The following is a 22184-nucleotide window of genomic DNA, read 5'->3' on the forward strand; positions in this document are numbered from 1 at the left end:
CGGGATGGTGCTTGCGTCAGAACACGATGATCTGGCGGATCGCCTCGCCGTTCGACATGGCATCGAGCATGTCGTTGAGGTCTTCCAGAACATGGGTCGAACTGATGAGCTGCTCCACCGGCAGATGCCCCGCGCGCCACATGCCGATGTAGCGCGGAATGTCGCGCGCGGGGATCGACGAACCCATGTACGAGCCGATCAGGGTCTTGCCCTCGGCCACCAGCGAGAGCGCCGGGATGTCGAGGTTCTGGTCCGGCGGGGGCAGGCCGACGGTGACGATGCGGCTGCCGCGACGGCCCGCCCGGTAGGCCTGGCCCAGCACCTTGGCGTTGCCGACGGTCTCGATCACGACGTCCGCGCCGCCGGCAGGCAAGTGCTCGGCGATGGCGTCGGCGAGGCCCTCGGGCGAAACCGCGATGGCCCCGAGTTCGCGCGCCTTGTCCAGTTTGCCGGCGGCAAGATCGACGCCGATGACGGTGGCCGCGCCGCTGCCGATCGCGCCCATCAGCGCCGAAAGGCCGACACCGCCGAGGCCGAAAACGATCACGCTTTCGCCCGGCGCGACCTTGGCTGAATTGGTCACCGCGCCGACGCCCGTCAGCACCGCGCAGCCGAACACGGCGGCGATCTGCGGGGGAATGTCGCGGTCGACCTTGACCGTCGAGCGCTGGTCCACGACCACCCGGTTCGAGAACGCCGAGACGCCGAGATGGTGGTGCACGTCGTGTCCGCACTCGTGGAGGCGAAAGCCGCCGCCGAGCAGTTCGCCCTTGCCGTTGGCCGCCGCGCCGACGTCGCACAGGTAGCCTTCGCCCGACAGACAGGCCTTGCACTGTCCGCAACTCGGCAGGAAGACCAGCACCACGCGGTCACCCGGGGCGAGGCCGGTCACACCATCGCCGAGCGCCTCGACGATGCCGGTGCCCTCGTGCCCCAGCGCCATCGGCATCGGCCGCACGCGGTCGCCGTTGACCACCGAGAGATCGGAGTGGCACAGCCCGGCCGCCTCGATGCGGACGAGCACTTCGCCCGCGCCGGGCGGGTCGAGATCAAGCTCGGTGAACCGCATCGGCGTGCTGCGGGCATAGGGTGCGGTGTGACCGCCCGATTGTTCGAGCACCGCCGCGCGGGTCTTGCCGCTCATCACCGGGCCCACTTCTTGTCGAAGGCCCAGACGTCCTCGAAGCCGATCAGCGAGCAGAACTCCTTGAAGTCGAACAGCGGCGGCTCGTTCGGCTCGCCGTTGCCGTCGTCACGCAGTTGCGCGAAGGCCTGCTCGATCGCCTTGGCCGCGACGAGGCTCGAGAGCGAGGGGTAGATCGAGAAGGCGAAACCGATGTCCGCGAGGTCCTTGGCCGGAAGCGGGGGCGTGACGCCGCCGTTGGCGATGTTGACCATCACCGGCTTGCCGAAAGTCTCGCAGACCTTGCGCATCTCTTCCTCGGTGGTGATGGCCTCGGCGAAGAGGATGTCGGCGCCCGCCTTGTCGTAGGCTTCCAGGCGGCGCAGCGTTTCGTCGAGGCCATAGGTCTGGTAGGCGTCGGTGCGCGCGATGATCAGCATGGTCTCGCGCGCCTCGACCGCGACCTTGATCTTCTCGACCATGTCTTCGGTCGGCACCACGCGCTTGCCCGGCGTGTGGCCGCACTTCTTGGGAAATTCCTGGTCCTCGAGCTGGATCGCGCTGATGCCCGCGCCCTCGTAGCCCTTGACGGTGTGATGCACGTTGAGCAGCCCGCCGAATCCGGTGTCGGCGTCGGCGATCAGCGCGCTCGAGACGGTGCGCTTCACCGTCGCCATGCGGTCGAGCATCTGCGTGTAGGTGACGATGCCGGCGTCGGGCAGGCCGTAGGCCGAGGCGGTCGTCCAGTAGCCGCTGCCGTAGACGATGTCGAAGCCCGCGCGCTCGGCCATGAGCGCCGCGATCATGTCGTGCACGCCGGGCACGACGAAGAACTCCCCGCTGGCGAGTTTGTCCTTGAGGCGGGTATCGGTCATGGCGTGGTCTCGTCCTTGTTCCAGAGCCAGGGACGCTCGGCCCGCTGGCGATTTTCGAAATGCGCGATGGCCTCGCCGTGGAGGGCGAGCAGCCGGGTCGTCGTGTTCCAGCCTTCGAGCAGCATTTCCCGGTCGCCGGCCGGGATGGCGAAGGGCACCGCGAGCGTATCGGCGCGGACTTCCTGCGCTTCGAGATCGACGGCGATCTCGCCTCCGGCCGCCGCCGCCGCGTGCAGTCCGCCGATGTGCCGCGCATCGACCGCGGCGGCGATCACGGCGTTGTTGGCGCAGTTGCCCCGGAAAATCTCGCCGAACGACGGCGCGATCACCGCTCGCAGCCCCAGCCCGGCCAGGGCCCAGACGGCGTGTTCGCGGCTGGACCCGCAGCCGAAATTGGCGCCCGCGACGAGGATCTGCGGATGGCCCGCCGCCTCGAACGCGGCGACGATCTCGGGCCGGTCGTGGAAAGCGAAGCGGCCCAGACCCTTCTTCTCGGTATGCAGCAGGTAGCGCGCCGGAAAGATGACATCGGTGTCGATGTCGTCGAGCGGCAGCGACACGGCCTTGCCGGAGACGGTGCGGACGGCGGTCACGACACGTGCTCCTTTCGCACGTCGACGATGCGGCCGGCGAGGGCGGCGGCGCAGACCATCGCCGGGCTCGCCAGGTGGGTGCGCGCGCCGGCGCCCTGTCGGCCCTCGAAGTTGCGGTTCGAGGTGGAAATGCTGCGCTTGCCTTCGGGCACGCGGTCGCCGTTCATCGCGACGCACAGCGAGCAGCCCGCCTCGTGCCATTCGAAGCCTGCCGCCGTGAACAGCTTGTCGAGGCCTTCCGCCTCGGCTTGCCGCTTCACCATCGTCGATCCCGGCACCACCATCGCGGTCACGCCCGGCGCCACCGTCCGGCCCCGGATCAGCGCGGCGGCGGCGCGCAGGTCCTCGATCCGGCTGTTGGTGCAACTGCCGATGAAGGCGTAATCGACCGGCAGCCCGGCGAGCGGCTGTCCGACGTTCAACCCCATGTAGTCCATCGTGTGCCGCGAGGCCTCGGGCACCGTCTCGTCCACGCCAATCACCTGGTCGGGCGAGGTGCCGTACGTGACTTGCGGCGCCAGCGCGGCGGCATCGATCTCCACTTCGCGCTCGAACGCCTCGTCGTCGGAGCGTAGCGTGCGCCAGTGCGCGACGGCCTGGTCCCACGACCTGCCTTGCGGCGCGCGCGGACGGCCGTCGAGATAGGCGATGGTGGTGTCGTCGGGCGCGACCAATCCGACGCGCGAACCGGCCTCGATCGCCATGTTGCACAAGGTCATGCGCGCTTCCATGCTCGCGGCGCGCACCGCCTCGCCCGCGAACTCCAGCGCATAACCGCTGCCGCCCGACGCCCCGATCCGGCCGATCAGCGCGAGGATCATGTCCTTGGTCGTGACATGGGCGGGCAGGGCGCCCGTGAAGGTGACGCGCATTGTCTTCGCGCGAGTCTGCCACAGGCATTGCGTGGCCATCTGCGTGCCGCACTCGCTCGCGCCGATGCCGAAGGCGAGCGCGCCGAACGCACCGTGAGTGGCGGTGTGGCTGTCGCCGCAAACGATGGTGATGCCGGGGATCGTGAACCCCTGCTCGGGCGCAATGACGTGGACGATGCCCTGCCGTTCGTCGGTGAGCGGGATGTACTCGATGCCGAAGGCCCGGCAGTTCGCTTCGAGCAGCGCCACTTGCCGCCGGGCCAGTTCCTCGCGGATGCCCGCGCCGCGGTCTCGCGTGGGCACGGCGTGGTCGGGCACCGCGAGCTGGGTCTCGGGACGCCGCACCTCGAGATGATTCTCGCGCAGAAGCTCGAACGATTGCGGCGTGCTCACTTCGTGCAGGATGTGCCGGTCGATGTAGAGCAAGTCGCGGCCCTGCTGGCCGCGTGCGACGACGTGATCGCTCCAGAGGCGATCGTAGAGGGTCTGCGCGTTCTTAGTGTCGGTCATGGTTTCGCCCCGGCTCCTTGCAGCCGGCGTGGCCGAGCGTCGACACCGCAGGGCGCGGTGCTCGCTACATGGATAGTGCGCCGCGCCGGGCTTCGGCGGCGGAGACGCTGCGCGCGAAGCGCGGAACCAGCAGCAGGCTCACCACGAAGAAGGCGAAGGGCACGATCGAGTAGTTCGCGAGAATGCCGAACAGCGCCTGCGGGTCCTGCGTGACCGGCCCTTCCTTCGAGGCGCGGTAGCCGCTCAGGCTGAGGATCGTGCCCGCTACCACGGGACCGAGCGCGAAGGCGAGCTTCTCGATCGCCGACCAGAGCCCGGCGAAGCTGCCTTCCATCGTCGTCCCGTGTCCGTCCTCGCCGAGGTAGACGGTATCGGTGAACAGCGAGGTGACGATGAGGATGAAGCCCACGTTGGCCATCCCGATCAGTCCGCCGCGCACCACGATGAGGATGTCCTTGAGCGTCGTGACGCCGAGCATGGGCAGCGCGACCTGGGTATTCGCGCCCCAGTCGATCGCCAGCCACGACACGGTGACCGCGCACCAGGCGGCGCATTGCCAGACGAACAGCGAGATCTTGCCGATCCGGCGCGAGAGGCGGAACCACACCGGTTGCATGACGATGCCGCACGTCGCCATCGCGAAGATGTACAAGGGCATCAGTTCGATGCCGTCGACCAGATAGATGAAGACCATGCCGATCACGGTGTACTGGCAGGCGGTCGCGAGCGTCTGGATGAAGTGGATCACGGTGAGTTGGCGGAACGGGCGGTTGCGCCAGGCGGCGAGGAACTGCCGCTTGAGCGACTGGGGCGCACTGGCGGGGGTCGGCCTCTGCCTGAGTACCGGACGCAGCCCGATCGCGCTGCCGAGCATGCTGACGAGGCACACCCCCGCGAAGATCGCCGCCATGGCGCTCCAGCCGCGCTGGCCGCCCCCCAGCCAGTAGACCGTCGGCTGCGCCAGACCGACGCCCAGAATGACGCCGACCGAAGTGAAGACGAGGCGGTAGACAAGCAGCTTGGTGCGCTCGTGCGGATTGCGCGTCAGCGTCGCGGCGATCGCGAGATAGGGCACCGAGAAGCCGCTGAAGCCCGTCATCGACAGCAGGAACAGCAGGCTCACCGCGGCGGCGGCGGCGAGCGGCGGCTCGATGTTTGTGAGCGTGAACAGCGCGAGGAAGCCGACGCAAGTCGAGATCGCGCCCGCGACCAGGAACGGCGTGCGCCCGGTGGTCGGCGCGCGCCGGTCGGACCACGCGCCCATCAGCGGGTCGCAGAAGATCACCCAGGCCTTGGGCAGCAGGATCACCAGGCCCGCGACCCAGGCCTCAATGCCGAGCACCGTCGTCATGAACACCGGCAGCAGCGCGGCGGGAATGTCGCGGAACATCTGCGCGCCCGTCATCCCGACGCCGTACCGCAGCATCACGCTGGTCGAGAGGCGGTCGCCGGGAGCGGGTCCGGCGGGCTCGCTTGCTTGATTCAAGTTTGGGTCTCCTCGTCGGTCCGAGGGGACCGGCTCATGTGGGCCCGGGGCGTGACGGCATCGTGTCAAACCCGTTCGCTTGACTGACAAGACACGGCTCTTCGCGACGGACAACGCGAAAACGAACAGACTATCCGCCTGGCGGATAGTCCCAAGTCGCCTGTCGGATAAACACGGACGCCAATGGCAGTTTCGCGAATGGAGGAGCGGAACCAACAACCAGAACGGGGTCTGTGGCTAAGATGGAACGAGGCGTACCTATACGAGCCGTGTGTCGCGCAATCTCTATCCTTCAGGAGATCAACCAGATGGGATCGCTGACCATGATGCAGATATCCAAACGGGGCGGCATCCCGTATCCCACCGCCTGCCGTATCGTTCAGACGTTGATTCACGAGGGCCTGATCGAGCAGGAACCGGCGCGCAAGCACTATCGGCCGACCGCGATGGTGCAGTCGCTGTCGCAAGGTTTCCAGGCTGACAGCCTGCTGGTCGAACGCGGCAAGCGGCACATCCGCCGGCTGACGCAGAAGGTCGGCTGGCCGGTCTCGCTGACCGTTCGGATCGGCACGCACATGGTGGTGCGCGATTCGACCCATGCGGAAACCTCGCTGACGTTCGAGCGGTATTACCCGGGCTTCCGGCTGCCGCTGATGGATTGCGCGTCCGGTCGGGTCTGCCTCGCGCAACTGTCGCCGATGGAACTCGACCAGATGATGAACTGGGTCTCGCTCGTCGGCGCGCCGGAAGAGCAGGACATGACGGCCTACGTTTCGGTCAACACGCTCAACAAGATCCGCGAGGAAGGCTATGCCGCGATCGGGTGGGGCCAGCACAACCTCACGCCCGGCAAGACATCCTCGATCGCGGTCCCGATCTTCCGCAACGGCAAGTTCGAGGCGGCGCTGACGCTGATCTACTTTGCTGCGGCGATGAAGCAGGGCGAGGCGGTGACCCGCTATCTCGACGACATGAAGGAAACGGCCGAAGCGATCACGGAGGACCTCAGCTCGTTCGATACCGTCTTCGAGAGGGGCGAGATGGCCGGCATGGCAAGCATGTCCATCAACTGAGGAACGAACGCCCCGTCGGTGGCGGCCGAGCCGCCGACGGGGCGCCCGGCGCATCGCGACTCTCGGGAGCCCGGCCCGCCAAAAGGGAAGGCCCGCCGCACCAACCGTGCGACGGGCCCTTCTTTTTGTCGAGCGGCAGCCGCGCTCAGAACTTGTACTTGGCCTCCAGACCGAAGGTCCTGAGGTCCGGCAGACCCAGCAGCAGCCGCGAGCTGTAGGTGCTGTAGGCGAAGTTGGGCACCAGCACCGAGCCGTAGTCGATCGAGACCGCGGTCTTGTTGTTGAACAGGTTGTCCACGAAGGCGCTCACGCTGAAATGATCGCTCTCGATGCCCGCGCGCACCTTGAACAAGTGCAGGTCGGGCGTGCGCACGATGTTGGCGGGACTTGCGTAGACGCCCGACTTGAAGGTCCAGTCGCCGCGCACGTACCAGTCGCTCGTGTCGGTGAGCGCCGCGGTGTACTGCACGCCCGCGCTGGCCGAGTACTTCGAGGTGTTCTGGTTCATGTTGCCGGAGAAATCGGTGATCCCGGTCAACTGCGTCACCGTCGCATTGGTGAAGTTGTTGATGTCGCTGTCGTTGATCGAGCCGGCGAAGTTGATGTCGATCGCGCCCAGGTCCACCGTGCCTTCGAGTTCGACGCCCATCATGTCGACCGAGCCGGTGTTGCCCGAGCCGCGCAGGATTTCGAGGGTGCCGTTGCCCACGTAGTTGAAGGTGAGCGGATTGATCTGGTTGCGCCACGGCGCGTAGTAAGCCGCGAGCGCGAACGAGAGCCTGCGGTTGAAGAGCTGCCCCTTCAGGCCGATTTCGTAGTTCGTCACCTTTTCCGGATCGACGGCGATCTTGATGCCGTTGGCGATGGCCGCCTCGCGCTGCTCGTCCGTATAGCTGAGGAAGGCCGTGTTGAAGGTGCCCGGGTTCACGCCCTTGGAATACGAGGCATAGACCATCATGTCGGGGGTGAGATCGTACTGGACGATCGCACGCGGCAGGAAGTTCTTGTACGTCTCGCTGACCAGAAGCGATCCGCCCGGGTAGAAGCCTTCGGGAAGCAGCGCGCCGGGACCGAAGCTGATGCCGCCGGGGGCCGCATAGGCGTAGAGCTTGTCGATCTGGTACCGGCCCTCGACGCTGATCGAAAGCGCCTCGGTCACATCGTAGGTCAGGCCGAAGAAGGCGCCGTAGGTGCGCGAGCGGGTCTTTCCGCTGGGCCGCGAGAACGTCACCGTTCCGAGGCCCGTGTTGCCGCCGCCGAGGCCGCCCTGGTTGCTGGCCGTGAGGTAGCTGCCGCCGATCGTACCGCGGAACGGGCCGCCCTTGTCGTAGCTGGCGCGGACTTCCTGCGAGAAGTCCTTGTAGCGGCGCTCGACGTAGAAGGGATAGTCGAAGTACGTGCGCGCGCCCGGGGGAACCGAGCCGAACGCATTGTTGGGCAGCGCCGTCGAACCGTAGTTGTCGATGTCGGCAAGCTGGCTGTAGAACTCGTTGTTGTAGCCGGTCAGCGACGAAAGGGTCACGCCGGTGTCGCCGACCTCCCAGTCCGCCACGAAGTGCAGGTGGTAGAAGCGGCGCTTGAGGCCGTAGCCCTGCACGCCGTCCTCGGGCGAGACGAGGCGGCCGTTCGGGGCCGCGAGGAAGTTCTTGATGAAGGCATCCTCGGTCGTGTTCGACGAGGGCTGATAGTCGTAGTTCGGCCGCGGCGCGATGCCGCAGAAGTACGGGTTCATGACCGTCGCGCCGCTGGCGCTCAGGCCCGAAAGCGTGCAGTTGCTCTGGCCCGGGATGACGATGTTGCCGTTGGGATCGGTCACTTCGTAGGCCGAGATCAGCGCCTGGTCCGACGCGCCGTCCTTGTCTTTGGACAGCATGCCGAAGGCCTTGAAGCTCAGGCCGGGCACGGGATCGGCGGCGAGCGCCAGGGTGGCGGCGCGGGTTTGCTGGTCACCCAGCGTTTCCGAAGGCGCGAAGCGGTTCTTCCACGAACCGTCCTTCGAATAGTGATCGCCGGTGACGCGGAAGCGCAGCCAGTCGCCGACCAGCGGGCCTTCGAGGTCGGCGTGGAGGCGGACATAGTCGCGCGTGCCGATGGTGCCGCCGATCGAGCCGCCGAATTCGCGGCCCGGGTCCTTGTTCACGACGTTGATCGCGCCCGCGAAGGTGTTGCGCCCGAAGTAGGCGCTTTGCGGACCCTTGAGCACTTCGATGCGCTCGGGCGAGCTGATGATCGAGATGGCGCTCGAGGAACTCACCGGCACGCCGTCGATGAATAGCGAGGCGGTCGGGTTGGTGAAGGCCGAGGGGGTGAAGCCGCGGATGATCAACTGCTGCGCCGAACGGTCGTTGCGGCTGGCGGAGTTGTTGTTGATGTTGATGCTGGGCGTGAAGCTGGCGACGTCGTTGATCGAGGTGATGCCGCGCTTTTCGATCTCTTCGGCGGTGACGGCGGATACCGCCAGCGGCACGTCGAGGATCGATTCATTGGTCTTGCGCGCGGTGACGACGATGGCGCCGGGCGAGGAGAAATCAGGATCGGCGGGGCTCTCCTGCGCCGAAACCGCCTGGGGCAGCGCCATCGTGCAGATGGCGACGCCACCGAACAGCGCGGACTTGTAAGACCTGGTTGCAATCATATCCGTTGTCCCCCCTGGGAAAGAGTGTTCTTCTTGGCAAGCGCTCCGTGCGGAACGGTCGGGCCGTCACCCGGGCGAGCAATTCGCGGCGGGTACGGTTCGGACTTCATTTGACTTCAACGTAGGACAAAACGGCGGCCTGTCTGTTCGCCAGTCGCGGTTTGATCGACAGTCGAACAGATTCGCGAACGGGAAGGTGACTAAAAACCCGTGGGCGGGGCGTTAGGCGGCGTCACTTCCGGCAAGCGGCCAAATTACTTATGATATAGTCGCAGGAGCGGAGAGCGGGGCGCGGCGAGTGGCGCGCGGTTCTCGGCGTCCCGGCCCGGAGCGTAGCGGGCGAGGAAGGCGAGCGTGACCTGCGAGACGAGCGCGAGCTGCGCGTGCTGGTCGGGGCCGGTCTTCGCCGGATCGCACACGAGACCGCCGAAATAGTGATCGACCCCTTCGAGCAGCAGCGCATGGCGGTCGCCGCTCGGCAGCGCCTCGGCAAACGCGGTGAGATGTTCGCGCCAGCTTTCCGGATCGTCGCGGCCCGGCAAGACGTCGCGCGTGCCGGTCTGCACGAGCGCCGGACGCGCGAGGTGAGAGAAGGCTTCCTTGCTGACGAGGCCCTTGAGAGGGCCGGGCGGTGACAGCGCGATGACCGCGCGCGCTCGCGGATCGGCGAGCGGCCCGGTGATGCCTTCGGGTGTCTCGGCGGTCACGCCGCCGGCGACCAGCGCCATCAGCCCGCCGAAGCTGTGCCCGGCGCAGACATAGTCGGCGCCGATCGCCCGCGAGACCGCGCGCATGTCCTCGACGCGGGTTTTCCAGACGGGAAGCCCCTCCGGCTTGTCCATGAGCGGGTGTTGGAGCGAATCGGTGTGCAGCGGGGCATGAACCTCGAAGCCGGCCCCGGCCCAGGCGGCGATCCAGTCCGGATAGAATTCGGGCGCCGAGCGGAAGCCGTGCGAAAAGAGGATGTACCCTTGGCGCTCCCCAGAAGCGTTCCACACGGTCACGGTGATCCGCCTGCCGCCGGGAGCCGTGATGACCCGCTTGCGCGAGGCCGCCAGGGCCGGGCGCGAGAGGGAGAGAAGCGGCAGTCCGGCCAGGAGGCCGAGAAGTTCCCGCCGGCTGGTCATGCGGCGCCGTCGGCCGGATCGGGCTGTGCTGCCGAGTCTGCCTGCGCCGCGGACGTGCCCTCGAGATCGACCGACTTGAGGAAGCCGCGGATGTCGTCGGCAAAGCGATCGGGGATCTCCCACATCGGCCAGTGCCCGACGTGCGGGTATTCGATCACTTTCACGTCGGTGTTGGTGAAGCGGCGGACGGAGGCTTCGGGGCCTTGCGAGATGATCGTGTCTTCCCAGCACCACTGCAGCAGGACCGGTGCGGTGACCTTCCCGGCGACCGCGCCGACGTCGGTCGTCTTGAACAGGCGGGCATTGTCGGCGATGTACGACTTCTGGTTCTCGATGGCCTTGGGCAGATTGCTCATGTCGTACATCATCCGGACCAGGTAGTCGGGCGGCGTCCAGCCTTTGTGGCCGGTATCCTCGAAGACCCAGCGATAGAAGATGCGCGGATGATATTCGGGCATGACCGCTTCGTGGAAGCTCGCGGCCGCGCGGATTTTCCAGTCGACCTTGCGGGTCTGGCTGGGGCGTTCGAGCGGGATGATCGAGAAGGCCATCGCCGCGACGCGTCCGGGTTCCATCGCATTGAGCGTCAGCGCGACGTTGGAGCCGTTCGAGGTCGCCACCGTCGCGAAGCGCTTGTAGCCGAGCTCGTCGAGCAGGCGTCCGGCGAGGCGCGCGGCTTCGGGCGTGGTGTAGCCCCTGGGGTTGGGGCCGCTGAGGCCGTAGGGCGGCCAGTCAAGGCGGACGACGGTGAAATCGTCCTTGAGCCGTTCGGCGAGCGGGTCCCACTCGTGCAGATTGACGCCGGTTCCGTGGAACATGACGACCGGAAAGCCCTTGCCCTCCACCCGCACGTGGATCGGCACGCCGTCGACGGTAACCAGGCGCGAGGGCGGCTGGGCATAGCGCTCGACCATGGCCTCGCGGTCGCTGGCGAACCAGCCGGCCTTGGCGGGAATGAACCAGCCGAGGAATATCAGTCCGCAGATGAGCAGGACGATGCCCACGACGCGCACGATTCGTTTGGTCATGACTTTGCCTTTCGAGATGACGGCTTCGGCAAGGACGTTACGCACCGGCACGGGCGCGAGCGGCGATCAGCGGTCGCGGCGGATATAGGCGTCGATCAGGTCGGCGACGGCCTCGGGCGATTCCATCGGGGGATAATGGCCGACGGTCTCCAGCGCGACGAACGACCGGCTCTTCGCGTTGCTGAGATAGCTCTCGAGCGCGCGGCCTTCCTCGTCGGGGCGCAGCACGTAGTCGCGCATGCCCCATATGAGCAGGACCGGCGCCGTGACGGCCTTGAGATGCGCCATGGTGACGTCCTAGTTGGCCGTCAGCGCGTGGAGCCCGCGGGGATTGGGCTCATTCACCCGCAGGTTGGTCTCGTAATAATATTCGACCAGATCGGGATCGAGGCGGTCCTTCTCGCCGTAGAGCCCGCCGAGATAGTTCGACCAGAAATCCATGCCCTCAATCCCGGTCTGCTTGAAGCGCGCGATGGCGGCGGCGAGCGCGGGCGGCGTTTCGACCTTGAGCGTCGGCACCGGATTCGACGGGGTGTTCGCGAGGATCAGGTTCTCGACGCGATCGGGATAGCCCGCGGCGAAATAGTAGGAGAGCGTGCCGCCGCTCGACATGCCCGCGACGTTCGCCTTGTCGATCCCGAGCGCGTCGAGAAAGCCGGCGACGAGGTTCTCGGGCGATCCGACCGCCGCGACCGCCTCGTCGCTGAGCGGGCCGGAAAGACCCGTCGGCGGCATGTCGAAACGGACCACGCGGTAGCGATCCTTGAGGCGCGCGGCGACTCCGTCCCAGGCCCTGATCGTGCTGCGCGATCCGTGCAGCAGCAGCAGAACCGGCCCTTCGCCCTCGTCGCGGTAGCGCAGTTCGACACCCTTGACGGTAACGTACTTGTCCTCCGGCGAGCCGAAGCGCTCGCGCAGTTCGGCGAGCGAGAGGCGCCTGGGAACGGGCGCGGCGTCGGGAGGCCGCGCGGCGACCGGCGCGGGCCCGGCGGCGATGAGGGGAGAGCCGAGCGAAAGGCTCAACACGGCTGCCGCGAGCCCGGCGGCGATCCGCATCAGGCGATGCCCGAAGCGACGAACCAGGACCGGTAGACGCCTTCGCTTTCGGGCCCGAACCGGAACGGACCCTGACGCGCGGCGGGGCTCGTCGCCTGATAGCCGATCATGACGTCCTCGAACCCGGCGGCGGCGAGCAGGCCGGAATAGTCCGCCGTGAGTGCGCCGCGCCAGTTCGGCTCGTTGTTGTACTGCGCTTCCAGTTCGCCCGAGAGTTCGACCCAGGGATCGGAATTGTCGTGCAGCAGCGGCACTTCGAGATGGACGACCTTGCCGCCCGGCCTGAGCAGCCGCTTGCACTCGGCGAGGATGTTCATCACCGCCGCCTGCGAAGCCTCGTGGAACAGCACGCAGCTATAAACGAGGTCGAACGACTGGTCGGGAAAGTCGGTGTGTTCCGCGCTCTGCTGCGAGAAGTGGACCGCCGCGCCCAGATGCTCGGCGCGAGCGTGGGCATAGCGCAGGATCGAGGCGCCGACATCGACGCCGTGGACTTCCGCCTCGGGAAAGCACGTGGCGGCGGGCACGGTGCTCGTGCCGATTCCGCAGCCCAGGTCGAGGATCTTCGCGGGCGCCATATCCGGCCAGCGCGTCAGCGCGTGGGCCATCGCGGTCTGCCCGCGCAGGTCGTTGAGCATGCCGCCGTTGCGGCCGAGCATGAACACCGCGCCGCCCCGATCCATCACCGCGCCCTGCATGATCGAACCGTCGTCGTGCGCATTGCCGCCGGGCATCAGATGGATGTCGCCGTCCTTGATGTACTGCGGCACGGCGAAGTCGGGATCTGTCCGGACCGAGCCGCGCGGATTGTCGATCCGCGCGAGCTTTTCGAGTTCGTCGGCCTGCCGTTCGACGCTCGTGCCGATCGTCGACCAGAGCTGGCGCTGGCTTTCGCGCTTCATCGCGAGCCAGGTGCGGAAGCTTTCGTGACCTTCCATCCGTTCGCGCAGCGCGCCGACCTTGCTGTTCGCGGCTTCGGGAGGCAGCGACTGCTCCTCCTGCTTGGCGATGTCGGCTTGTATCGGCTCGAGCTCGCCGTGGACGAAGACCTTGAAGTCACGCACGAAGAGCTGCTCCACGAGTTCGTCGTGGTTGGGTACGGCGATCATCGGGTGATCGAGCGCGGCGCGCTGTTCGGTGATTCCGGTCATTGGCTTTGCTCCTGTTCGGTGGTCGCGTGCAATTCGGCCTCGGCCGCCTCGCGCAGCGGCCGGAAGACCTTCTCCATGGTCGAGCGCCGCAGCGTCTCGCGCTCCGCCTGGGCCGGCGCGTCGGGCTCGTAGCCGTCGACCGCGCCGGGGAGCAGCGAACCGCCGGCGACAAGCAACCGCTCGCAGGCGTCGAGCCGGGCGCGCAGCACGGTCACTTCCGACGCGAGCCCGACGATCATGCCGAGCACCTGCTCATCGAACGGGCGATTGCCGGCGATGGCATCAAGCCGGTTGGGGGCCTTGGGAAGCGGTGTGCGGGTCATGGGCTGGGCTGGCTCCTGCGTGAATCTGTGGTGTCGCGGGCGCAGACGAGGAGATCCGGCGCGACCGAATTGTTGCCGAGCATAAGTCCGACCGCGACAACGATGCCATCGCCCGGCTCGCCGGGAAGACCGTCCGGCCGGATTGATCGAACTGCGATCACTCGTCATTCGCCGTGCCTGGAGCTGCCGCGCCGACCCGTTTGTCATATGTATATATCAAAAATGCCGGAAATTGTCCAGCGGCCATGCGGACACCACGGCTCAGGCTGCGGGGTCGCTGAGTGTCCTGCAGGGGAGGACGAATCTCCGCCAGACGATCATGGTCGGTTTGTTCGGCGGCCCGGACGAGATTCCCGCTTCAATTAATTGGTATAAGTGCATATCAAAATGAAATGCGAAGCGATCACCTCCTAGTCCGGCGTGCGGCGCCCCTGCCATGGCCAGGCGGCGCGGCCCCGGCGGACGAGCGGGCGAGGGCGAACGATGCGGCTCGCGTGCGGCGCGATCAAGGCTCCGCCGCTGAGGCTCTCGCGGCGGCGGCCCATGGGGCTCGGCGGGCGGTTCGGTCGCGTTTCGATATCGTCGCGCTCGGCGAAATGGCCGCCAAGCGACTTCCGGCGAGGATTGGCCTTGCTGAATGGGTCGCGCGGACCGAAGCGGGAGGCCACCAGATCGTCGCGGCCGGTCCATGCGCTTTCGCGCTCAAGCCGGGCCGGTCGGACGGCGTCGCGATCGGGCGGGGGCAGGTGTTCCGGCGCCGACCCGGCCCCGCAACGGAGAGCGCATGACTTCGTCGATCACGAAACGCTATGTTCCGGGCCGCTACGGGCAGTTGCACTTGCGCGAGAGCGGAGCGCAGAGCGCGCACCGGCCGGTCCTGCTGCTTCACCAGAATCCCTCCTCGTCGTTCGAGTACGAACCGCTGATCGCGGCGCTGGCGAGCGACCGCAGGGTGATCGCCTTCGACACGCCGGGCTATGGCATGTCCGACGCGCCGCCCGAGCCGCTGTCGATGGCCGGCTATGCGCAGGCCATGGCCGAAAGCCTCGATGCCGCCGGGCTCGGAGCCGAGCAGGGCTTCGACGTCTACGGTTTTCATACGGGATCGCTGCTTGCCGTGGAAATGGCTCTGGCGCGACCCGACGCAGTGCGCCAGGTCGCGGTTACCGGCCTGCCGATGCGCTCGCCCGAGGAACGTGCCGAGCGCCTGGCCAAGGCCAGGCAGGTCCCGGTGATCGACGAGGATGGCGCTTTCGCGATCGGCATGGCGCGCCAGCTCTGGGATTATGTCGTGGCCAATCGGACCCCCGGCATCCCGATCGCGCACCAGGCGGCGCTGTGGATCGACAAGCTGCGCGCCTTCGATCGCGCGTCCTGGGCCTATGTCGGGGTCTGGAGTTACGACTACGAGCGGCTTCGCCGGGTCACGCAGCCGGTGCTGCTGATCCAGCCCGACGAGCCGCTGATCGAGGCCTCGATCGCGGCGGTCCGCCTCGTTCCCGACCATACCATTGCCCAATTTCCCCAGTTTCATCGCGACGTTCTCGATCTGCCGGAGGCGGTCGCCGCATTCGCGACGGCGATGCGCGACTTCTTCGGGACGCCATTCGACAAGGAGACAAGCCAATGACTCTCGCCACCGTCAGCAACACGACCGAGGGGACCGACGATCTCGTTGTCGCGCGGATCACGCATTCGGTCGTCGATCCCGAATTCATCAACGAGGAAGTCACCCGCCGCTACGATCTCAAGGGGCCCTTCGAGACCTTCCTGCTTTATCGCGGCATGAACGACGTCTACCTCGTTCAGGGCGCGGAGGACCGCTATGCCCTGCGGGTCTGGCGCAAGACCTACCGCGACGTCGACGAGGTGCGCGAGGAACTCGATTTCCTCGAATTCCTCAAGCAGCACGATTTCCCGGCCTCGACCGCGTTCCGCACGCGCGACGGCGAACTCTACTTCAAGATCATGACCCCCGAAGGCGTGCGCGCCGTCGCGCTCTATAGCTGGGCGCCGGGCCGCAAGTTCGGTGATTGCCTCAGTGAGGAAACCGCCGAACGGATCGGCGCCGCCTTCGCGCGGATGCATCTGCTCGGCCAGGAGTTTCACGGCGACAAGCCCTACGGCGTGGAGAACGCCCTGCGTTTTCAGGTGACGGTGCCCGCCCTGCTCGACTTCGTGTACGACCGTCCCGACGACCTGCGCGACTACGCGGTCATCGCCGAAAAGCTGGGCGAGCGGCTGACGCAGCTCCAGTCGGAAGACGTGCCGATGGGCATCTGCCACTGCGACTTCCACCCCAGCAATGTCCATGTGGCCGAGGACGGCACGATCACGCTGCTCGACTTCGACGGCACCGGCGAGGACTTCCTGATGCAGGACGTCAAGAACTTCGTGTGGGGTAACTTGTTCTATGGCTTCCCCGACAGTATCGGCGATGCCTTCGAGCGCGGCTACGAGAGCGTGCGGCCCTTCACCGAGGCGGAGAAGGCGAACGGCGAGCTGTTCCTGATGGCCAAGGCGTTCCGCCTCGTGTCGGGCATGGCCAAGGCCTCCAGCGCGGTCGGCCGCGGCACGCTGCGGTTCCGCAACCTCGACTGGCTCGGCGACTACATCAAAACGCGCGCCCGCGACCTGGGCATGATCTGAGCGATGGCGCTCGCGGCACAAGCCGACCGGGTCGGTGCCTGGCCGCCGCGCTGGCAGGCGTGGTCGATGGTCGGCCTGCTGTTTCTCGCCTCGATCGTGTCGGTCATCGACCGCATGATCCTGAGCATCGTCACCGACCCGGTGAAGGCCGATCTTGGCATCAGCGATGTCCAGATCGGACTGCTGCAGGGCATCGCCTTCGGCCTGTTCTACGCGACGATGGGGGTCTGGCTTGGCCTCGTCGCGGACCGCACCAACCGTCGCAATCTCGTCGTCGCGGGCATCCTCGTGTGGAGCGTGGCGACGATCGGCGGCGGTCTGTCGCAGGGCTTCGGGCTGTTTTTCGCCTCGCGGATGCTCGTCGGTCTCGGCGAAGCGGCGCTGGCGCCGGCCGCGATTTCGCTCATCGCCGATCTGTTCGAGCCCGGCAGGCGCGGGAGGCCCATCGGCATCTATCTGATGGGCCAGGCGGTCGCGAATGGCGTGTCCCTCGCGATCGCGGGCGGACTGCTGACCGCCGCCGGAAACGGCGCCTTCGTCGGGGTGCCGCTGCTCGCGGACCTCGAGCCCTGGCGTATCCTGTTCGTCGTGTGCGGCCTTGGCGGATCGCTGACCGGCTTCGCCTTCCTGCTGCTGCGCGAGCCGCGGCGGCGCGATGTCGTCGAGCAGCCGGGCTTCGTCGACCAGGCTCGCCACTCGCTCGGCTATCTCGGCGCCAACTGGCGGCGCTATGCCGGCCTCTACCTAGCTTTCTCGGTGTTCTTCCTGGGCGCCTACGGAGCCGGGATCTGGCAAGTCGTCATGGTCTCGCGCCAGTTCGACATGGCACCGGCCGACGTCTCGCTGATCTTCGGGCCGATCGCGATCGCCTTCGGCCTTGCCGGGCCGCTCGTTGGCGGCGCGCTGGTCGACAAGGTGGTCAAGCGGTCGGGCCTGCAAGGCCTGTTGCGCCTGCTGTCGTTCGCGCCGCTGCTCGCGCTGCCATCGGCCACCGCGGTGCTTTCGCCCAATGCCTATGTCGCGATCTTCCTCGCGGCGACCCAGGCGGGATGCGCCGCGATCGTCGGCAGCGCCACGCTCGCCTACCTGCAATCGGCGGTTCCGCCCGAGATGCGGGGGTTCTCGGTTTCGCTGACGGGGCTCGTCAACACGCTGATCGGTCACGCGCTCGGCCCCATGCTGGTGGCGGTCATCACCGAGAAGGTGCTTCGTAACCATGCGATGGTCGGCTGGGGCATCTTCTGGACCGCAATCCCGGCCTTCTGCCTTTCCGCTGCGCTCTATGCCTGGACCGCGCGCGCCAATCTCGCCGCCGGATCGAAACCGGCAAAGGAATTCGCCCATGGCTGACACGACTTTCCCGCCCCACGGCGACGACGCGCTGCTCGCGCGCCTGGCCACGAACGGACCGATGAACCTCGACCGCGCGCGCGAAGTCATGGAGCGCTTCGGGCTCGACGGCATCGTGGTCGGCGATCCGCTCAACGTCTTTCACATGACCGGCTACTGGCCGCAGATCGGCTCGACCCGCGTCGGCCATCCGCCGACGACCTTCGCGATCCTGAGCCGCCATGCCGGGATGAAGCCCGCGGTCGTCACCTCGCACTTCATCTACTACTACAGCTTCGCCGACGGCGGGTCGCGCGGCGACATTCGCTCGTACCTGTTCGAAGGCGCGGGCGATCCCGGCGACGAAGCGCGCACCAGCGCCAATCCCGCCTTCTTCGCGGATCGCGGCATCGTGCCGATGACCAGCGTCGAGGTTCGCCGCCGCGCGGAGACCGATCGTTCGCTCGCCGCCGACAACCTGTTCGAGCAGTCGGGCGGGGCGCTCGCGGGCGCTCTGCGCGACCTCGGCCTGTGGCAGGGCGCGCTGGCCTACGATCACGAGGTGATCCGTTCGGTGTGCGAGACGCGCGAGCGGCCCGGAACGCTGGTGCCCGCGGACAACATCCTGCGCTGGATACGGCTGGTGAAATCGCCGCTCGAAGTCGAACTGATGAAGCGCGGCGCGAGTGCCAACGCCGCCGCGGTCGACGCGGTCGTCGCCGCGGTGCGCGAGGGCGCCAACTACCGCGAGCTGCGCCGCACGTTCGAAGTCGAGGCCGCGAAGCGCGGCAACCGGGCGGTGTTCATGACGATCGACAGGGTCTCCTCGCCGCTGCCCGAGAGCGACGTCGTGACTAGGGGGCAGTCGCTGTTCCTCGACGGCGTCAGCCACTTCAACAACTATCATGGCGACTACGCGCGCACGATCTTCGTCGGTGAACCGACGGCGGAGGTGCGGCGCGAGGCCGATGCCGCCACGCGCGGCTGGGAGGCCATCCGCGAGCAGCTTCGGCCCGGGCTCGCCTTTTCGGAAATCTCGCGGATCGGCCGCGACGCGCTCGGCAAGGCCGGGGCCGGATCGGCGGTGACCTTCGGGCCGCACAGCGTCGGCCTGATGCACACCGACGAACCGGCGGCGGAGATGGGCGGCTTCTACGGCAAGCAGGATCTCCGGCTCGAGGAGAACATGGTCCTGAGCGTCGATTGCCCCTCGCTGGCGACGGGGATCGGCGGTTCGGTCCACATCGAGGACCTCGTCCTCATCACGCGCGACGGGGCGGTGCCGATCCATCCCATCGGCGATCATGTCATCACGATCTGAACGGACTTTGCACGCATGTTTCTTTCACTCAGTTTCGACATTGCCGCGATCGGCCCGGGAACCGAACCGATCGCGGATTTTCGCGAGCGCGTGGCGCGCATCGGCGCGGCGCGGCCCGACTTCGTGATCCTTGCGGGCGAGGGGGAGGGCGGCGCGTTCGTTCCGCCTTCGCTCGAAGCGCTGGTCGATTGCGCCTGGATCACTGGCAAGCTGACGGATTCGTGCGTGGTCGCGGGCCTGCCCGCGCTCCACTCCGTGCCGTTTCACGTCGCGCGCGCGCTTTCGGCGATCGATTTCCTCAGCGGGGGGCGATCGGGGTGGATGGCGATCGCGGGCGGCGCGGAGCGCTTCGATGCCGCTTACGGCCAGGACCTCGCCACGGCGGCCCCGGACGAGCAGGCGGCGCGCCACGACGACTTCATTCGCGCGACACAGGCCCTGTGGGATAGCTGGGACGACGACGCGCTGATCATCGACAAGGCCGCCGGGCGCTATCTCGACAGCGGCAAGGTGCGGCGCGTCGACTATCGCGGCCCGCATTATCGCACCATGGGGCCGCTCAACGCCGCGCGGCCACCGCAGGGCTACCCCGTGCTGGTCCGCGACGGCGACGGCATGCCGACAAGCGGCATCGTCGCCGACGTGGTCATCGGCGAACTCGGATCGCTCGACGCGGCGGCCGAGCCGATCAAGCTTGCGAAGGTCGACTCCTCCGACTCCGAGCGGATCGACGCAGCCAAGGCCGCTGTCTCGCAGGGCCGCATCGCGGGACTTCACCTTGAAGGCCCCAACGCACTCGCCGCGCTGGAAAGCCTGCGCGACGGCCAATCCTCGATCGTGGAGGGCAAGCGCGCGCGGCCCGCGCTCGGCCTCGCCCATCCGGCGAACTCTTACCGGGAAGGAGCGCTCTCGTGACCAATTCGGCGAACGGCAAGATCCACCTCTGGGCCTTCCTTCAGGGCATCGGCTTCTTTCCGGGCGGCTGGCGCGACGAGAAGGCCCAGCCCTCGCGCGTGTTCGAGCGGTCCTACTACGAGGACATCGCGCGCATGGTCGAGGCGGCGTGCTTCGATGCGATCGTCTTCGGCGACCAGTTGCAGGGCCGCGACGCGGCGGGACGGACGCCCGAGCGGCTGGCGATCCCGACGCTCGATCCCTTCACCCTGCTCTCGGTGATGGGCGGGGTGACCGAGCGGGTCGGTCTCGTCGCCACGGTCAGCACGACTTACGCCGAGCCCGGCGAGGTCGCCGCCAAGTTCGCCGCGCTCAATTATCTGAGCGACGGCCGGGCGGGCTGGAACATCGTCACCACAGCGCACCCCAACTCGGCGTGGAACTTCGGCGAGCCCGAATTGCTGGAGAAGGCGCTTCGCTACAAGCGCGCCGCGGGCTTCGTCGACGCGACGGAGCACGTCTGGAAGCAGGCGGTGGGCGAGGCCGGGGGCGCCTTCGCGAACGAATGGTTCGCGTTCGACGCGGCGCGCGGCACGCCGACGGCGCCGCAGGGGCGCCCGGCGATCGTCCAGGCCGGACAGTCCGAGGACGGGCGCGACTTCGCCGCGAGCTGCGCCGAGGCGGTATTCTGTCCGGCGCCGACGATCGAGGCGGGGCAGGAATTCCGCAACGATATCCGCGCGCGCGCCGCGGCCAAGGGGCGCGATCCCGATGGGCTGATCATCATGCCAGGGCTCGCCTTCGTGCTCGGCGACACCGAGGACGAGGCGCGCGCCAAGCACGCCCGGATGCTCGACTTCGCCGACGACGGGCTCTGCATCGAATACCTGAGCGAATCGATCGGCTACGACCTCACGCGCCATGCGCCCGACGGTCCGATCCCGATCGAGGACATCTGCGCGAGCTGCGAATTTCCCGCCGGGATGATCCGCGCCATGCTGCAACCCAGCGTCGATGCGGGCAAAACGCTCGTCGAGCACTGCCGCGATTATGCGACCAAGCCGCGCGGCCACAACATCTTCGTCGGCACGCCCGAACAGATGGCCGAAATGATGGCGACATGGGTCGATGCGGGCGCATGCGACGGCTTCACGCTACAGCCCGGCTTCATGCCTGCCGAGCTTGAGATCTTCTGCGAGAAGGTCGTGCCGATCCTGCAGGAGAAGGGCGTTCTGCGCCGCGCCTATCAGGGGCCGACGCTGCGCGAACATCTGGGACTTTCGGGCGCACCGTGGTGATCACGGACCCGGATATCGTCGAGCGCGCCTTCTGCCGGATCAGCGAGGGACAGGTGCATTACCGCGTCGTGCACGGCGATCCCTCGCTGGCGCCGATCGTCCTGCTTCACGCCTCGCCCTCGTCATCGCGGTCCACCGCGCCGCTCGCCGCCGCGCTGGCGCCGACCGGACGCACGATCATCGCCCCCGACACGCTGGGCAACGGCGACTCTCCGCCGCCCGCGCCCGATGATCCGGATATCGCCTACTTCGCCGACAGCGTGGCGCGGCTGATGGATGCGCTCGGCTTCGACAGCTTCGTGCCCTACGGCGCGCACACCGGCGCGCGGATCGCGTGCGAACTCGCCGCCAGCCGCCCGGATCGGGTCCAGAGCACCGTGCTCGACGGGATCAAGGAATACGACGACGCGACGCGCGACAAGATCCTCGCCAACTACGCGCCGACGGTGAAGCCCGACGATCACGGCGCCCACATGGTCTGGGCGTTCCACTTCGTGCGCGACCAGGCGCTCTACTTCCCGCATTTCGAGCGCAACCCCGAGCACCGGCTGCCGGGCTTCATGCCGCCTGCGGAAATGCTGCATGCCGGCGCGCTCGACGTGCTCAAGGCGCTCGACACTTATGCCAAGCCCTATCTCGCCGCCTTCCGCTACCGCGCGCTCGAGCGTCTGCCGCTGATCAAGGGGCGGGTGCTGTTCCTCAAGGCCGAACGCGAACTCGCGGTGCTCAACGCCGCGATCGAAGAAATGGCGACGCGCGTCGCCAATGGAACCACGGCAGCCGTCGCCTCGACTCCTGAAGCCAAGGCGAGTGCGATCGGAGCCTTCATCGGGGAGTAGCA

General features: G+C 67.4%; 20 protein-coding genes. 8 read left to right on the forward strand and 12 right to left on the reverse strand.

Features of this window, described 5'->3' with window-relative positions; all coding sequences use genetic code 11:
• Positions 1 to 16 precede the first annotated feature (16 nt).
• The 5 genes from B2G71_RS17630 to B2G71_RS17650 form a co-directional block, all read right to left on the reverse strand.
• Positions 17 to 1144: an alcohol dehydrogenase catalytic domain-containing protein gene (locus B2G71_RS17630; protein ID WP_098108056.1), complete on the reverse strand. Its 1128-nt coding sequence runs from the start codon at positions 1142 to 1144 to the stop codon at positions 17 to 19.
• On the reverse strand, positions 1144 to 1998 hold the full coding sequence (locus B2G71_RS17635; RefSeq protein ID WP_098108028.1) for an isocitrate lyase/PEP mutase family protein: 855 nt from the start codon (positions 1996 to 1998) through the stop codon (positions 1144 to 1146). Before B2G71_RS17635 ends, B2G71_RS17630 begins: the two co-directional genes overlap by 1 nt.
• Positions 1995 to 2591, reverse strand: a complete 597-nt coding sequence (locus tag B2G71_RS17640) for a 3-isopropylmalate dehydratase small subunit (protein WP_098108029.1) — start codon at positions 2589 to 2591, stop codon at positions 1995 to 1997. The genes B2G71_RS17635 and B2G71_RS17640 overlap by 4 nt, the downstream gene beginning before the upstream one ends.
• Entirely contained in the window at positions 2588 to 3973 is a 1386-nt protein-coding gene (leuC, locus tag B2G71_RS17645) for a 3-isopropylmalate dehydratase large subunit (RefSeq protein ID WP_098108030.1), read from the reverse strand. The genes B2G71_RS17640 and leuC overlap by 4 nt, the downstream gene beginning before the upstream one ends.
• Before the next feature lie 64 nt (positions 3974 to 4037).
• A complete protein-coding gene (locus B2G71_RS17650) occupies positions 4038 to 5459 on the reverse strand; it encodes an MFS transporter (protein WP_240530204.1) in 1422 nt (473 codons plus the stop codon).
• A 242-nt stretch (positions 5460 to 5701) separates the two neighbouring features.
• Between B2G71_RS17650 and B2G71_RS17655 the strand changes: the two genes are divergently transcribed.
• On the forward strand, positions 5702 to 6532 hold the full coding sequence (locus B2G71_RS17655; protein WP_098108031.1) for an IclR family transcriptional regulator C-terminal domain-containing protein: 831 nt from the start codon (positions 5702 to 5704) through the stop codon (positions 6530 to 6532).
• 145 nt (positions 6533 to 6677) lie between these two features.
• Here B2G71_RS17655 and B2G71_RS17660 read toward each other — a convergent pair whose 3' ends face one another.
• The 7 genes from B2G71_RS17660 to B2G71_RS17690 all read right to left on the reverse strand — a co-directional run bounded on the left by B2G71_RS17660 (position 6678) and on the right by B2G71_RS17690 (position 13852).
• Positions 6678 to 9167 (reverse strand): TonB-dependent receptor, encoded by a 2490-nt coding sequence (locus B2G71_RS17660; protein ID WP_098108032.1) that lies wholly within the window; start codon positions 9165 to 9167, stop codon positions 6678 to 6680.
• A gap of 254 nt (positions 9168 to 9421) precedes the next feature.
• The gene (locus B2G71_RS17665; protein WP_098108033.1) at positions 9422 to 10294 is read right to left on the reverse strand and encodes an alpha/beta hydrolase; all 873 of its coding nucleotides are present in this window, start codon (positions 10292 to 10294) and stop codon (positions 9422 to 9424) included.
• A complete protein-coding gene (locus B2G71_RS17670; RefSeq protein ID WP_098108058.1) occupies positions 10291 to 11322 on the reverse strand; it encodes an alpha/beta hydrolase in 1032 nt (343 codons plus the stop codon). The genes B2G71_RS17665 and B2G71_RS17670 overlap by 4 nt, the downstream gene beginning before the upstream one ends.
• A gap of 66 nt (positions 11323 to 11388) precedes the next feature.
• Positions 11389 to 11610 (reverse strand): hypothetical protein, encoded by a 222-nt coding sequence (locus B2G71_RS17675; RefSeq protein WP_098108034.1) that lies wholly within the window; start codon positions 11608 to 11610, stop codon positions 11389 to 11391.
• Positions 11611 to 11619: 9 nt separating this feature from the next.
• The gene (locus tag B2G71_RS17680) at positions 11620 to 12378 is read right to left on the reverse strand and encodes an alpha/beta hydrolase (protein WP_098108035.1); all 759 of its coding nucleotides are present in this window, start codon (positions 12376 to 12378) and stop codon (positions 11620 to 11622) included.
• The gene (locus tag B2G71_RS17685; protein ID WP_098108036.1) at positions 12378 to 13529 is read right to left on the reverse strand and encodes a class I SAM-dependent methyltransferase; all 1152 of its coding nucleotides are present in this window, start codon (positions 13527 to 13529) and stop codon (positions 12378 to 12380) included. Before B2G71_RS17685 ends, B2G71_RS17680 begins: the two co-directional genes overlap by 1 nt.
• Positions 13526 to 13852: a hypothetical protein gene (locus tag B2G71_RS17690; protein ID WP_098108037.1), complete on the reverse strand. Its 327-nt coding sequence runs from the start codon at positions 13850 to 13852 to the stop codon at positions 13526 to 13528. The genes B2G71_RS17685 and B2G71_RS17690 overlap by 4 nt, the downstream gene beginning before the upstream one ends.
• Before the next feature lie 784 nt (positions 13853 to 14636).
• Between B2G71_RS17690 and B2G71_RS17695 the strand changes: the two genes are divergently transcribed.
• From B2G71_RS17695 to B2G71_RS17725, 7 genes are read left to right on the forward strand one after another with little or no spacing between them, the layout of a single operon-like run.
• Positions 14637 to 15482 carry an alpha/beta hydrolase gene (locus B2G71_RS17695; protein WP_168176405.1) on the forward strand — a complete coding sequence of 282 codons (846 nt, stop codon included), beginning with the start codon at positions 14637 to 14639 and terminating at the stop codon, positions 15480 to 15482.
• A complete protein-coding gene (locus B2G71_RS17700; RefSeq protein WP_098108039.1) occupies positions 15479 to 16501 on the forward strand; it encodes a phosphotransferase in 1023 nt (340 codons plus the stop codon). The genes B2G71_RS17695 and B2G71_RS17700 overlap by 4 nt, the downstream gene beginning before the upstream one ends.
• A 3-nt stretch (positions 16502 to 16504) precedes the next feature.
• On the forward strand, positions 16505 to 17851 hold the full coding sequence (locus tag B2G71_RS17705) for an MFS transporter (RefSeq protein ID WP_098108040.1): 1347 nt from the start codon (positions 16505 to 16507) through the stop codon (positions 17849 to 17851).
• The gene (locus B2G71_RS17710; protein ID WP_098108041.1) at positions 17844 to 19151 is read left to right on the forward strand and encodes a M24 family metallopeptidase; all 1308 of its coding nucleotides are present in this window, start codon (positions 17844 to 17846) and stop codon (positions 19149 to 19151) included. The genes B2G71_RS17705 and B2G71_RS17710 overlap by 8 nt, the downstream gene beginning before the upstream one ends.
• A 15-nt stretch (positions 19152 to 19166) precedes the next feature.
• A complete protein-coding gene (locus B2G71_RS17715; RefSeq protein WP_098108042.1) occupies positions 19167 to 20066 on the forward strand; it encodes an LLM class flavin-dependent oxidoreductase in 900 nt (299 codons plus the stop codon).
• A complete protein-coding gene (locus tag B2G71_RS17720) occupies positions 20063 to 21343 on the forward strand; it encodes an LLM class flavin-dependent oxidoreductase (protein WP_098108043.1) in 1281 nt (426 codons plus the stop codon). The genes B2G71_RS17715 and B2G71_RS17720 overlap by 4 nt, the downstream gene beginning before the upstream one ends.
• On the forward strand, positions 21340 to 22182 hold the full coding sequence (locus B2G71_RS17725; protein WP_240530206.1) for an alpha/beta fold hydrolase: 843 nt from the start codon (positions 21340 to 21342) through the stop codon (positions 22180 to 22182). The genes B2G71_RS17720 and B2G71_RS17725 overlap by 4 nt, the downstream gene beginning before the upstream one ends.
• Positions 22183 to 22184 lie beyond the last annotated feature (2 nt).

This window comes from Novosphingobium sp. PC22D (genome assembly GCF_002556635.1).
Taxonomy (GTDB): Bacteria; Pseudomonadota; Alphaproteobacteria; order Sphingomonadales; family Sphingomonadaceae; genus Novosphingobium.

Excerpts from the sequence above, each read along its gene's own strand:
- B2G71_RS17715 (WP_098108042.1), top strand. The coding sequence starts at position 19,167 with ATGTTTCTTTCACTCAGTTTCGACATTGCCGCGATCGGCCCGGGAACC.
- B2G71_RS17630 (WP_098108056.1), bottom strand. The coding sequence starts at position 1,144 with ATGAGCGGCAAGACCCGCGCGGCGGTGCTCGAACAATCGGGCGGTCAC.
- B2G71_RS17685 (WP_098108036.1), bottom strand. The coding sequence starts at position 13,529 with ATGACCGGAATCACCGAACAGCGCGCCGCGCTCGATCACCCGATGATC.
- B2G71_RS17675 (WP_098108034.1), bottom strand. The coding sequence starts at position 11,610 with ATGGCGCATCTCAAGGCCGTCACGGCGCCGGTCCTGCTCATATGGGGC.
- B2G71_RS17655 (WP_098108031.1), top strand. The coding sequence starts at position 5,702 with ATGGAACGAGGCGTACCTATACGAGCCGTGTGTCGCGCAATCTCTATC.
- B2G71_RS17700 (WP_098108039.1), top strand. The coding sequence starts at position 15,479 with ATGACTCTCGCCACCGTCAGCAACACGACCGAGGGGACCGACGATCTC.
- B2G71_RS17635 (WP_098108028.1), bottom strand. The coding sequence starts at position 1,998 with ATGACCGATACCCGCCTCAAGGACAAACTCGCCAGCGGGGAGTTCTTC.
- B2G71_RS17705 (WP_098108040.1), top strand. The coding sequence starts at position 16,505 with ATGGCGCTCGCGGCACAAGCCGACCGGGTCGGTGCCTGGCCGCCGCGC.
- B2G71_RS17695 (WP_168176405.1), top strand. The coding sequence starts at position 14,637 with ATGACTTCGTCGATCACGAAACGCTATGTTCCGGGCCGCTACGGGCAG.
- B2G71_RS17690 (WP_098108037.1), bottom strand. The coding sequence starts at position 13,852 with ATGACCCGCACACCGCTTCCCAAGGCCCCCAACCGGCTTGATGCCATC.
- B2G71_RS17680 (WP_098108035.1), bottom strand. The coding sequence starts at position 12,378 with ATGCGGATCGCCGCCGGGCTCGCGGCAGCCGTGTTGAGCCTTTCGCTC.
- B2G71_RS17660 (WP_098108032.1), bottom strand. The coding sequence starts at position 9,167 with ATGATTGCAACCAGGTCTTACAAGTCCGCGCTGTTCGGTGGCGTCGCC.
- leuC (WP_098108030.1), bottom strand. The coding sequence starts at position 3,973 with ATGACCGACACTAAGAACGCGCAGACCCTCTACGATCGCCTCTGGAGC.
- B2G71_RS17665 (WP_098108033.1), bottom strand. The coding sequence starts at position 10,294 with ATGACCAGCCGGCGGGAACTTCTCGGCCTCCTGGCCGGACTGCCGCTT.
- B2G71_RS17710 (WP_098108041.1), top strand. The coding sequence starts at position 17,844 with ATGGCTGACACGACTTTCCCGCCCCACGGCGACGACGCGCTGCTCGCG.
- B2G71_RS17670 (WP_098108058.1), bottom strand. The coding sequence starts at position 11,322 with ATGACCAAACGAATCGTGCGCGTCGTGGGCATCGTCCTGCTCATCTGC.